Raw genomic sequence first — 13,122 nt, forward strand, 5'->3', positions numbered from 1 at the left:
GGTAGTTCAGTTGGTTAGAATACCGGCCTGTCACGCCGGGGGTCGCGGGTTCGAGTCCCGTCCGCTCCGCCACTTATACTAAGCCCGAGTCTTACGACTTGGGCTTTTTTACGTTTTGGCCTTCGGCAAAACGTAAGGTCCTTGGAAGAGCGGGCCCTAGGTTCGGGGAAAGCATAAGAGCTAAAGCGCCTCCTTTCCTAAAGTGTTTAATTCTTCGAAGTGAATTAAGAAGTCCTGCTAGTGATAGCAGGTATTTTTTACGTTTCAGGCCAATGGCTATTGGCTTGGGGCTAGAGGAAAAGCGAGGAAGCATGGCCATTGGAAAAGCGGCTAGAGGCTAAAGGAAGAGCAGGATCTTGACATGGTTAAGTTTTTTCAGACAATCGGGTTCGCCCATCGCCCATCGCCCATCGCCCATCGCTGAAAAAGAAAAAGGGTAGCGAAGCTACCCTTGCCGCGAAGGCTCAAAGCCTGCGAAATGTAACAGCTATGCGCATGTTACCTTAGGACTCAACGAGTTTCCCCAGCGCTAGCCAAGGCAGTGGTATGGCTAACGCTGAGAAAGGGGGAAGCGTTAAAGGTTGAGGAAAGCCTTCAATTGACTAACAACCTTTTCTGCCTGTTCTTGACCCTCCATTTCAGCAAAAAGCCTTAACAAAGGTTCAGTGCCGGAGAAGCGGGCTAGCGCCCAACCACCATTCTTAAAGTAGACCTTAGCGCCATCGGCGTAGCTCACATGGTCAATTTCCCATTCGAAATCAGGTAGCTCTTTGTTGATATAAATCTTGTCATAAAGTCGCTGGCGTTCTGCTGGGCGGAAAGTACAGTCACCTTCTGCGGTATAGGCAAAGCCATACTTGCCATAGATTTCATCAAGCATTTCTGACAGCTTCTTGCCTGTCACACTGATCATCTCGACCAACAAGCTCGAGGCAAATACCCCATCCTTACCTTTGATATGGCCGCGGATTGTGAGGCCACCAGAACTCTCGCCACCAATGAGGGAGTCATCGGCTTCCATTTGTGAACTAATGTGTTTGAAGCCGACAGGGACTTCAAAGCTTTTCTCTCCATGGTCTGCCGCTATCTTGTCTAGCAGGTGAGTAGTAGCGATGTTGCGCACGACTGAACCTTTCCAGCCTTTGTATTCAAGCAGGTAATAATACAGCAGCATCAAAACTTCGTTAGGGTGAATGAAGTGCCCTTTTTCATCAATGATGCCCAGGCGGTCGGCATCACCATCGGTGCCAATACCAATATCGTAACCTTCATGGGCAACAAGGTGTTTTAGCCGGTAGAGAGTTGCTGCGCTCGGTGATGGCATCAAGCCCCCAAAGGCTGGGTTCTGGCCATCATTGATTACATCAACATCGCAGCGGCCGGTGATCAACACGGTTTGCAGGGCATTTTTGGCAACACCGAACATAGGATCAATCAGCACCCGCAAGTTTGCTTTCTTGATCGCATCAATATCGATGAAGTTAATGATGGAATCGACAAAGTCATTCATTGGGTTGATCAGGGTGATGAGTTTGTCTTCAAGTGCCTGCTCGAAGTCTACCGACTTGACGTCCTTGGCGGTGAGCTTCGCAACCTGCTGCTCAATTTTCGCTGTAATGATTTCATCGGCGTCTCGGCCTCCTTCAATGAAGACCTTGATACCGTTGTAGTCGGCTGGGTTATGCGAGGCGGTAATGCAGGCTGAGTATGTTGCACCCGTCTCTTTGGCTTGGAACATAACGATTGGGGTCGGAACAAACTTATTGATAAAGCTCACTCTGATCCCGTTTGCAGCCAGTACTTCAGCAAACCAGGCAGCTGCCTTGTCTGACAGAAAACGGCGGTCATAACCAATAACAAAACCGTTATCAGTTACCTGCTCGGCAACCATGATATTTGCAAGCCCCTGGGCTGCTAGGCGAACATTGTCTTTGGTGAACTCTTCCCCAATAATGGCGCGCCAGCCACCGGTTCCAAATTGAATCATGATGGAACTCCTATTCTCTCGTAGTTAGACGGGGCGCAATAGGCGCCCCAAAATGTATTAACCCATAACGACCGTAACAGTGTTAATCGTGCCTTCTGGCTGAACTGGGATCGTGCCTTCAACTGCCTCACCGTTGAGGCTGATAGAGTGGATCCCTTTGCTTACGCCATTCGGGTTCTCGACCTTTATCTGGTAGGTCGCACCACGCCACTGTCGAATCACCTCGAATCCCGGCCAGTCGGTAGGAATACATGGATTAACCGTTAGCCCAGCAAAGCCGGTTTGGACACCCAAGATAAAGTTGGTCACGGCAAAGTAAGCCCAGCCGGATGTACCTGTCAGCCAAGGGTGGTTTGCACGGCCATGATCCTGATGATCGCGCCCCATGATGAATTGGACGTACGAGTAAGGTTCGGCGATACGCTTTTCGATAATGTCATTTTGGTTGTACGGGTTCAGTGCATCGTAGAACTTCATAGCCTGATCACCACGGCCCAGTTTGGCTTCTGCTACCCATGCCCAAGGGTTTGGATGTGAGAAGATTGCGCCATTCTCTTTGACGCCTTGGTAGACCCGGGTAACAAAACCAATGTCATCATTCGGTGTAGCGAATGACGGGGCATTGAGGTGCAAGCCGTATTCGGAGAATAAGTTTTCGTCGACAGCATCCATGGCTTGCTCACCGCGCTCTTGAGAGGCAAGTCCCGACAGAACGGCAAGCGTATTGGATTCTAGGTGGATACGTCCCTCTGTCTGCTGAGCGGTACCGATCTTCTCGCCATTTTTGGTTAGGCCACGGATATACCAACCGCCTTCTTCATCCCATAGGTGCTTTTCGCAGGCTTCGCGGACGTTAGCAGCCATTTCTGTGTATTTCACTACGTCATCATTTTGGCCACGGTATTTTGCGAGCTCGATAAATTCTTGCAGTGCCCAAAAGTGGAGGAACGAGACCATGGAGGACTCACCGCCACCGAGATTCAGGCAGTCATTCCAGTCGGCACGCAAGCCCTTACAGATCCCTGTCTGCCCGACATATTCTGACGAGAAATCCAGTGCGGCCTTCATGTGTTCATAGACGGTGGCATCGCCGCCATCGGCATAAGGGATCACTTCATCAAAGAAGTTCTCTTCGCCGGTTTCCATCACATACTTACAGATGGTCGGGATTAGCCAGAGGTGATCGTCAGAACAGGTATCTTCGATACCGTGGATCTTATCTTCGTCGCTAGGTGTCGGAACAACTGTCGGGGATTTTGAGGGTTTGACATCGGCTTTTTCCGGATCGAACCAGTCAGGATCAAACAAGTGCAGGCCATAACCGGCTTTTACCTGACCACGCAGCAGGTCAACCAAGCGCTTGCGGGTCATCGCGGCATTGGAGTGCGGGACGGAAATCGCATCTTGAGCGGTATCGCGGTAACCCAACCCGGTACGGCCACCCACCTCAATAAATGAGGCAAACCGTGACCAGACGACACAAGTCTCAGCTTGGTATAACGTCCAAGCATTGATCATGGTATCCAGACCTTCATTCGGTGATTTAACCTGGAACTTAGCGCAGCGCTCATCCCAATGGGCTTTGATCCCGGCAAAGGCAGCATCGACTTCTTCCAAGTTCTGGTATTTGGTTCGCAGGCGTTCGCCATTACCTTTACCGATCCCTAGGATGTAAGCAAAGCGTACTTCTTCACCCGGTTGGATAGTGAATTGCTTGTGTAGCGAGCCACAATGGTTGTAACAAGTTTGGGCTGAGTTTGAACACTGGCCTTTTTCGACGGCAATTGGGTTGGCCTCATCACGGTATAAGCCGAGGAAGCTATCACGCTGGCCATCGTAACTGTCTGGGGTAAAGGTAGAGGCTAGGTAGTAGAAGCCTTCGAAATCATTGGTGTTGTAGTAAAGGTCGTATTCTATGACGCCTTCTTTGTACTCGGTCCCGGCTGAGTAAAGCGACATCTGATGGTTTTGGTTGTCAGATTGAATATGGCTGAACGAGAACTCAACGAACGAGAATGCACTGATAGTACGTGGTTTATCGGATGTGTTCTTGATAACGACATCCCAGACTTCGGCATCTTCGCCTTTCGGTACAAACAGCGTTTTGGTCGCGGAAATACCACTGTATTCACATTTGAACTTGGAGTATGACAGGCCATGGCGGACCTCATAGGTCGCCTCATCAAGACTTTTGGCAACAGGCTGCCATGAAATTGACCAGTAGTCGCCGGTCTCATCATCACGTAGGTAGACATAATGACCTGGGCGATCAAATGTCGCATTTGGGCGGAACTTGGTGACTCGGTTGTATTCCGGCGAGTTATAGAATGAATAGCCGCCAGCGTTGTGCGAGATCACGGTACAGAACTTTTCTGTTCCCAGGTAGTTTGTCCAAGGTGCAGGCACATCAGGACGGGTGATCACATACTCTCTATTGTCGTTATCAAAAAAGCCGTATTTCATGGTGGTTTAATCCTTTTATTGTAATCGTTGTCCTGCGCCTTACTCGCAGCGACGGTAATTGATGCCTACTTTGTCTAAATAAGCGAACTGGCCGGCGAGGCGGGCGGAGAAATCAGGCCAGTTGCGTTTTTCTGGTGCCGTCCAGCCAATTTCAGCAATGGCTAGCAAGCGGGGGTAGATCATGTATTCGAACCGACTTTGGCTGTTGATCAACTCGCACCAAAGGGCACATTGAATGCCTTTGATATGATGGCGGGCCGGATCATTGGCGGGTAATTCGGAGAGCGGGTGGTATTGGTACACCTGTTCGAGCGTCAGCTTGCCTGCCCAATCAACACCGGCTTCTTCGGTGGAGTGGCCTTGTGCCATATCAAGGTAAGTAGCCTGACCCGGTTGCATAACGACGTCATAGCCGGCTTTGGCACATGCGAGGCCTGCCTCTTCGCTGATCCAGGAGAAAACAATGGTGTCTTTACTCACCTTGTCGCCGTGGGTCGCTTCTTCCCAGCCCATCATGCGTTTGCCTTTGCTGGCAAGGTGGTTTTCGACAAAGCGTAACAAGTGGCCTTGAAGTTCCTTGGTATCCTTATAGTCCTGCTCGTCCATCAAGGCTTGGCAGGCCGAGCTATCTGCCCATACGCCCTTGGGTACTTCATCAGCACCGATGTGGACATAAGGAGCAGGGAAAAGCTCACAGACTTCTTCAAGCACATTGGTGAGAAAGGTATAGGTCCCTTTTAGTGCTGGTGATAGAACATTGTCCTGGTAGCCCTGAATGCTGCGGTATACAGAGTGATCATTGGGATCGATCAGCAAGTCCGGCAGTGACTTTATTGCTGACCGACAGTGGCCTGGAATATCAATTTCAGGGATCACCATGATGCCACGATCAGCTGCATAGCTGATGATGTCTCGAATGTCTTGCTTGCTGTAATAGCCGCCATAGCGTTGGCTGATAGTGGTAAATTGCGGCACGATGGTTTCATTCGGCCCCCGCCAGGCCCCGATGCGTGTAAGTTCTGGGTAGGCATCAATTTCGATACGCCAGCCTTCGTCGTCGGTGAGGTGCCAGTGGAAAACGTTGAACTTGAATCGTGCCAGTTGGTCGAGCAAGAACTTGATACGTTTTACCGGATGGAAGTGGCGTGCGCAGTCCAGCATCATCCCACGGTGTTCAAAATGCGGGGCATCACAGATTTCGACCATAGGAATAGGGTATGCCGCATCAGCTAAATGGCTGGGGCCTGCAGGGATCATCTGTAACAGCGAGGCTGTGGCATGACAGAACCCCGCCTCCGAACTTGCAAGCAGCCAAATATCATCTTGCTCAACCAGTAACTGATAGGCACCGCTTGCCATCTGCTCCCTTAGCTGGAAGTGGATGTTTCCTTCTGGGCTTATGGCGACGTCTTCGTGCAGGAGGTTTTCTAGTTCAGCCTGTAACCAGCGGCTGCAGCCTGCTGCTATGTGGGGACCCTGTGAGATAGCGGTATGCTGATCGAGAGTAAAATGTCCAGCCAGTGCCTTGAGTTGCTGAGGTGCCGGTATGATTGGCAACTCAGCAGCAGGTTCTAAAAGGGTAGTGTGCCTATCCCTGTGAGGCTGCTGCAGGCCTAAAGCTGTTATTTCTACAGGCAGGGGAGTGATGAATGATGCTGAGTCATCACTGCAGATAAAGGCATCAATAATCCCATCATCAAGTAGGGTAAATGGCTGGGTGCCAATGGTGAATTCAGTATAGAAGTGGCCATTGGGAAGGAGTGGCGAATCATGATCTGGGGTTAAGACACAATAGCTGCCGACCTGCTCCACCTGACCGTGGGTTAAGCTGGCATGGTTTATCCAACGGCCCATCGTAAAATGCAGTGCCCACTGTAAAATAGGCTTATCCGAGAGGTTGTGAATAGTCAGCGCGAACCGGGACTCTGCCGGTTGCTGATCGATGATGACTAAATCAAGACGATAACTCATAGCGACCTCATAATGGATAAAGGTTGTGGTTGTTGCGAGCCATCGCGAGTGCGCCATCCATCGCATCACCCTTTGGCGTGGCGACACGCTGCTGCATTGGCGGGATCAGCCAAGGTTGGATCCGCTCAGCAATACTCCCCATCAGGCAGATCTGCTCGGCGCCGCGCTTGACCAGTGCTTTCATCCACATTTCTATATCGGCAGCTGTTTGGTTGAGAAGCTCTATCCCGAGGGAATCACCACGGTAAGCTTCGGCGAAGATGGCCGGGGAAAACTGGCCGTAATCACATGGTCGGGCTGACTTTGACCAGCTGACAATAGCATCGATATCGTGGTTGAAATGGCTGAGCACATGTTCTGCTAGTGGCGTGATAGGACGGATCCCATCATGGGCTAGTAGTGTTTGTTGAATGAGGCGAAGGCCCATGACGGCCCCCCCGCCCTGATCGGAGATTGGGAACTCGCGCCCGCCGACAACGTGCTGCTCTGAATCCTTGAGTAAAATCCCACATGATCCTGTGCCAGCAATTAGGATGGCACCATCGCCACCTCCCCAAGCACCTAGGCAGGCGCCGTAGGCATCGGTGTTAAGGGTGACTGCACCAAACGGGTGCGGCTGGGCCATGAATTCATACCAAGCTGACTGTTGCTCGGCACCAGCCAAGGCTAGGCCGACCGACATGGCGGAGTAGCTCTCTTCATTGAGGCCGGCAATTGTCGCTGCGGTAGCGATGGCATCGATGATGGAAGCCATTGCAATATCGGCCCCCAGCAAAATATTGGCACTGCCGGTTTTGGCTTCGCCCAAGATGTGTCCATTGATGTCTGTTATCCGGGCCCGGCAAGATGTACCACCACCGTCAACACCGACGTAATAGCGAATAGGATCAGTCATTGTGTCGCTCCTTAAATTGCAGCGTTACAGCTAATAAGTACCAAGTTGCATGGGGTATCCACTGCTCCCCCCAGCGCCAGTTCTGGAGGATATCTTGGTGGTGTGGGGCTGGGTTGAAGGCGATATCTTGCTCGTTGTCAAACCCTGAGGTAATACCGTTGCAGACTCCGCCCCGGGCATTGAAAAAACCGAGTTCCGGGAGGTAGTCTGGGTTATTGCGGCCGTGGCCATCAAGCATCGAAATATCAAATGGGTTAAGGCCCAGCAGCCAGTCGAGCAACCGTTGGCCATAAGCTTTGAGCTGTGAGCGCAATGGCTGGCAGCTTGGATAGCTTGCCGCGAGGAATGCCATACTGGCCAATGAGGCCAAGCGGGCATTTTCTCCCTGCCACCAATAACCGGTTTCGTTTTGGTGAGGGATAAAGAACATCGCGGTTTTTTGACCATTTACCGGTTTGGCGTATTGCCGTGGGTAGCCAAAAGGGTTGTTGACTTGCTGGGTAATATCGAGCTCAAAAGTGACCGCATTCGCGACAATATCGCCTAGCTGTTCCTGGCGTTGTGGATCTGTCTCGATAGCTAAATACTTGAGCAGGCTGATCACCGGCAAACCGGCTTCTGCTGCGTGGAAGTACGGGCGACTGCCGTCATTGTTGGCAGACCAGTAACAGTGCTGCTGGTCATCGCTATGCTGCCGTTTGGCTAGTTTCTCTGCCCAGTCCCGAGCCTGGGACAAATAGTCTGCATTGCGGGTGGCACGAAATAACTCCACCGCAGCCAGCAGCGCACAATACTCATCGATGATATTTTCGGTACCGTCATCAAGGTATTGCTGGTTGTGCTCAACCAAGTGCCAGTAACCTTGTTCTGCTGCCGTCAGGTAGTTGTCACTGGCGGTCGCTGGGTAGCCGATATGTTGTGCTGACGGGCTATGAAGGAGCCTGCTGGCAGCCGCCAAGGCGGCGATGCTAACCCCAGCCCCCTGGCGGAAGCCTGCTTGGAAGTCGTCAGATTTATCGCCACTTTGATGGGCATAACTGCAGATCTCACGTTGCTCGGTTTGCTTACTCCATTTATCAAAAACCGTGGTATAGAAGTAACCGCTTGGTGACTGCATCTTGACCAGGAAATCGGCCCCGTAAAGCGCTTCTTCTAGTAAGCGTATCCGGCTGAAGTCTGCAAACGCCTGCTCGTCTGCCAGTGCTTCGAAAGCGGTCAGCATATTCCACACCACCATAGGTGTTTGTTGTGGATTGAAATAATTGCTGAACGAAAGGTGGCTGAGGTATTTGCTGACGTCACCGGAGGCGTCATACCAACCGCCGCTAACATCAACTTTTGTATCGCTGCCTAGAAGCGGAATAGAGCGGTCGGCTAGTTCAAACTTGCCGCCGCAGCGTTGGGATTTAAAGTAGTGCAAGACATCACTGAAAGTGCGAGTCATCAAAAGCCCCTCGGCGATAGCAAAAGGCGCAGACAAGGTTTCACCAACACGTAATAGGTAATTCCCGCACTCAGTGAGTGCGGAAAAATCGATAGTGTAGGTAAGCCCTGTGTGCCATTGATCGACCGGACCACAGGCCTCAAGAGGCAGCTGCAAGATAGGTTGTTGGCTGTGGGCACAGAGAAGCTCCGCATATTGGATGCTAATGGGAGTGGCCGTTTGGACGACTGCTTGCTTGTGGCCAAATTGCTCATAACCTAAGTGGTTGATTAACAGCTGCATGATCCCTCCATCAATTCTCGTACAGGTAACAACGTACGAAATGGTTGTCGGAGAGTTGAGTCACCCCCGGTAACTGCTCGCGGCACTGGTCGGTGGCATGGGTACAGCGACCGGCAAATGGACAGCCGAGGCTTTCTGGGGTCCACAGCGGGATTTCACCCTTGTTGCCCTTGAGTCTTTCATGGATCGACTTCTTCGGATCCGGGACCGCAGAAACCAGCAACTGGGTATAAGGGTGCTGCGGGTTGTGGATGATCTCTTCGGTATCACCCCATTCAACCATGTGGCCGACGTACATAACGGCGAGGTCTTCAGCAATGTAGCGAGCCGTGGCAATATCGTGGGTAATGTAAAGCAGCGCCATTTCGCGCTCGAACTTCATCTCTTCCATCAGGTTGAGGACACCGGCGCGGATCGAGACATCAAGCATTGAGGTTGGTTCATCAGCCAGGACGACCTCTGCACCGACAGCGATGTTCCTGGCCAAGTTGACGCGCTGGCGCTGGCCACCTGATAGCTGGTGCGGGTATTTCGCCGCAGTCTCTTTGGGCGGGATCAATCCAACCTGTTCTAGCAGGTCATAGACTTTTTCTTCCAGCTCCTTTTTGTTGCCCTTGCTGACTTTGTTATGGATCAGCAAAGGACGGGCAACGTGATGGAAAATGGTATGGGTCGGGTTCAGTGAACCGAATGGGTCTTGCCATACCATCTGGATCCCCTGGCGGTACTGCATCAAGTCGGCTTTCTTCTCGATAGTGGCAATATCGCGGCCGTAGTATTCGATCTGGCCGGAGGTTGGGGCGTACATCTTGGCAATCATCTTGGCCGTGGTGGATTTGCCCGAGCCGGATTCACCGACAACGGACAGTCCGCGGCTTTTGTACATTTTGAATGATACGTCGTTGATGGCGCGCATCATGGATTTCTTCAGCGAGTTGCTGTTGACCGGGAAGTCCTTGACTAGGTTCTTCCCTTCAATAATTGGTTGTCCGGTTGGCTTGCTCATAATGCTTCCTATGACTTAATCCTTAACTGCTCTTGTTGAATAGGTGGCAGTTACTAAAACGGCCTGGTTCCAATTGGCGGAGCTGGGTTGCGTGGCTGAAGCAAGCGTCGTGGGCTTTGCTGCAGCGGGCCTGGAAGCGGCACCCAGTTGGCACTTCCAACAAGTTGAGCGGGTTGCCCGGGATCCCTGTCAGGCGGGTTTTCGGTCCGGTCAACGGCGGGAAAGAGCTGCCCAGCCCTTCGGTATAAGGGTGGAATGGGGTCTCCAGAATTTGTTTGGATGGCGCGACTTCAACCAGTTCACCGGAGTACATGATGCCGATGCGGTCGGAGAACTCGACCATCAACGACAGGTCATGGGTAATGAACAGGATTGAGAAGCCGAATTCTTCTTTGAGGGCGTAGATCTTCTGCAAGATTTCACGCTGTACCACTACATCCAGGGCCGTAGTCGGTTCATCCATGATGATCATCTTCGGGTTCAGGGCCAGCGCAATGGCGATAACGAGGCGCTGGCGCATACCGCCTGAGAACTGGTGCGGGTAATCACGCAGTCGGCTTGGGTGGATGTCCACAATCTCCAGCAAGCCTTCGGCGCGGCGAACCGCTTGCTGGCGTGTCATCGCGGTATGGCGCATGATCACATCGCAGAACTGCTCTTCCAATGTCAGGACGGGGTTGAGGGCGTTCATCGCACTCTGGAACACCATGGAGATTTCACTCCAGCGGAATGCTGACATCTGCATGTCGTTGAACTTCAGGATGTCGCCGTGGCCGTCAAAGAGAACCTCACCACCGGTGATGAACGCTGGCGGCTTATGAAGGCGCATCAGCGAGAAGGCAACGGTCGATTTACCGCACCCTGATTCACCAGCCAGACCAAAGATCTCGCCTTTGCCAATATCGAAGCTGACGTTGTTTACTGCTCGTACATCACCGGCATCGGTAATGTAGTCAACGCACAGGTTGCGGATAGAAATTTGTGGATCAGTCATTATTTCTCTCCCCCTTCAAGGGCTGGCTGAGGCGCGATGTTTGCCTGAGCTTGTTTCTGGTTTTCTTTTGCCATGTTCTTCCAGCGGCGCATGCCTTTGTGGGAACGCAGCTGCGGGTTGGCGATTTCATCTACAGCGAAGTTCAGCATTGCTAGGCCTACCGCGATGAATGTCAGGGCAATACACGGTGCTAATAGCTCCCACCATGCGCCGACCAGCATCGACGATGAGGTCTGGACGTTGTAGAGCATGATGCCCCAGCTAATTGAGTTAGGGTTGCCAAGGCCTAGGAAAGACAGCGTGGCTTCGGTCATGATGGCAAGCATCACAGAGCCGATGAAGCTGGCACCCACAATGGAAATCAAGTTAGGTAGAATTTCGACGAAGATGATGCGGACTGATGATTCACCCAACACCTCTGCTGCTTTGACGAATTCTTTCTCACGCAAGGACAGTGTCTGTGCTCTTACTACACGGGCTCCCCATGCCCAGGAGGTCATCCCGATCACTATGGCGATAGTCAGGGGGCCTGCCTGACCGATAAAGGCGGCAATGACGAACAGCAACGGGAGCTGGGGGATGACCAGCATGATGTTCATGGCTGCCGACAGAATGTCGTCGACGCGACCGCCGAAGTAACCGGCAGAAACCCCAATAACCGTTGCCAGGAAGCACACCATGATGCCGGCACCAAAGCCAACAGCGAGAGAGGTACGCGCCCCGTAAACAACCTGTGACCATACATCACGGCCCATGCGGGTTGTTCCCAGTACGTGGTCTGCATCCTTGGACATGCGTAGGGTACGCTTGCTGTCAGCCAGGTTGGTCGCAACCCACCCGTCAGGGCTATTTTGCGCGGCTTTTACTACAAAAGCCGGGTATTCATGTGGGTTCCCCGTTCGTTTGTCGGGTGCATGTTTGGTAATAACCGGGGCAAACAAGGCACCAAAGATGAAGGTGGCGATGATAGCAAGGCCCAGCATGGCTTTGGCATTGCCTGAAAGTAGTTTGATTAGTCCTTTCATGATTATTTGCCTCCCTTACGTAGGCGAGGATCCAGAGCAACAATAAGAAGGTCGGCCAAGAAGTTGAAGAACAGCATGAACATCGTCATGATCAGCAACTGGCCCTGTAGTACCTGATAGTCCCGGGTGTTGATTGCATTGAGCAGAACTGTCCCCAGGCCCGGGTAGTTAAAAATCATCTCGATGATCAGCTGGCCACCGATAGCCATACCGATAGCCATTGATAGGGCAGTCACACTTGGCAGCATGGCGTTACGGGCAGCGTACTTGAAGACCACACGGTTTTCGCTCAGGCCCTTGCCTTTAGCCATGGTGATGTAGTCTTCGTTCAGCAGGTTGATCATGTTGTTACGCATATTGATCAGGAAGCCGCCGATCTGGATGATGGTGGCACAGAACAAAGGCAGTACTGCGTGGTAGCCGACATCCAAGTAAAAATCGAGGCTGGTCCAGTCAGGTGTTGTGCCAGGGGTATAGGCATAAGTAGAAGGGAACCACTTGGTGCCAATCGCAAAGGTGTATAGTACGAGCATTGCGACTACCACCGGCGGTACAGCCTGTACAACCATCATCCCAGGGGAGATGAACGCATCATATTTACTACCGCGTTTCCAGGCAGCGAAGATCCCTAGGGTTGACCCAATGCAGAAGGCCAGGATAACAGCGGTACCTGCCAAAAATAGAGACCACCCAACAGCCCCTCCCAACACATCGTTAACCGTTTGTGGGTAAGTTTGGATAGAAATACCTAGGTCCCAAGATAGGATGCCTTTTAGGTAAATAAGGTATTGCTGGTAAACAGGGCCATCGACAAAGCCCAATAGCTCTTTCATCGCAGCAATACGTTCTGGTGTCACCTGGACAGCTGCATTGGCAAACATCATGGTGACCGGATCACCCGGCATAGCCCGGGGGATGATAAAATTGAGGGTTACTGCGAACAGGAGCGCAATAAAATAAAAGCCAAGTCTGCGTATAAAAAATCCCATAACTCACACCTTAAAATATCCAGCTTCTACAACCAGATTTCAGACACACTCTTCCCTGACCCATGG

The 13,122-nt window shown here is 51.9% G+C and carries 9 protein-coding genes; all 9 read right to left on the reverse strand.

Annotated features, from left to right (window positions below):
- Positions 1-574 precede the first annotated feature (574 nt).
- The 9 genes from BIZ37_RS17545 to BIZ37_RS17585 are packed head-to-tail and all read right to left on the reverse strand — an operon-like array spanning position 575 to position 13,056.
- Positions 575-1,987: a phosphoglucomutase/phosphomannomutase family protein gene (locus BIZ37_RS17545; RefSeq protein WP_187462581.1), complete on the reverse strand. Its 1,413-nt coding sequence runs from the start codon at positions 1,985-1,987 to the stop codon at positions 575-577.
- Between the two features lie 57 nt (positions 1,988-2,044).
- Positions 2,045-4,450 (reverse strand): GH36-type glycosyl hydrolase domain-containing protein, encoded by a 2,406-nt coding sequence (locus BIZ37_RS17550; protein ID WP_187462582.1) that lies wholly within the window; start codon positions 4,448-4,450, stop codon positions 2,045-2,047.
- Positions 4,451-4,489: 39 nt separating this feature from the next.
- The gene (locus BIZ37_RS17555) at positions 4,490-6,421 is read right to left on the reverse strand and encodes a beta-N-acetylhexosaminidase (protein ID WP_187462583.1); all 1,932 of its coding nucleotides are present in this window, start codon (positions 6,419-6,421) and stop codon (positions 4,490-4,492) included.
- A gap of 7 nt (positions 6,422-6,428) precedes the next feature.
- Positions 6,429-7,316: a BadF/BadG/BcrA/BcrD ATPase family protein gene (locus BIZ37_RS17560; protein ID WP_187462584.1), complete on the reverse strand. Its 888-nt coding sequence runs from the start codon at positions 7,314-7,316 to the stop codon at positions 6,429-6,431.
- The gene (locus tag BIZ37_RS17565; RefSeq protein ID WP_187462585.1) at positions 7,309-9,042 is read right to left on the reverse strand and encodes a glycoside hydrolase family 9 protein; all 1,734 of its coding nucleotides are present in this window, start codon (positions 9,040-9,042) and stop codon (positions 7,309-7,311) included. The genes BIZ37_RS17560 and BIZ37_RS17565 overlap by 8 nt, the downstream gene beginning before the upstream one ends.
- 10 nt (positions 9,043-9,052) lie before the next feature.
- The gene (locus BIZ37_RS17570) at positions 9,053-10,048 is read right to left on the reverse strand and encodes an ABC transporter ATP-binding protein (protein WP_187462586.1); all 996 of its coding nucleotides are present in this window, start codon (positions 10,046-10,048) and stop codon (positions 9,053-9,055) included.
- Positions 10,049-10,070: 22 nt separating this feature from the next.
- Positions 10,071-11,042, reverse strand: a complete 972-nt coding sequence (locus BIZ37_RS17575) for an ABC transporter ATP-binding protein (protein ID WP_107301342.1) — start codon at positions 11,040-11,042, stop codon at positions 10,071-10,073.
- Entirely contained in the window at positions 11,042-12,067 is a 1,026-nt protein-coding gene (locus BIZ37_RS17580; RefSeq protein WP_107301343.1) for an ABC transporter permease, read from the reverse strand. The genes BIZ37_RS17575 and BIZ37_RS17580 overlap by 1 nt, the downstream gene beginning before the upstream one ends.
- A gap of 2 nt (positions 12,068-12,069) precedes the next feature.
- Entirely contained in the window at positions 12,070-13,056 is a 987-nt protein-coding gene (locus tag BIZ37_RS17585) for an ABC transporter permease (protein WP_107301344.1), read from the reverse strand.
- Positions 13,057-13,122: the final 66 nt, after the last annotated feature.

It is taken from the genome of Photobacterium sp. BZF1 (assembly GCF_014349205.1).
Lineage (GTDB): Bacteria > Pseudomonadota > Gammaproteobacteria > Enterobacterales > Vibrionaceae > Photobacterium.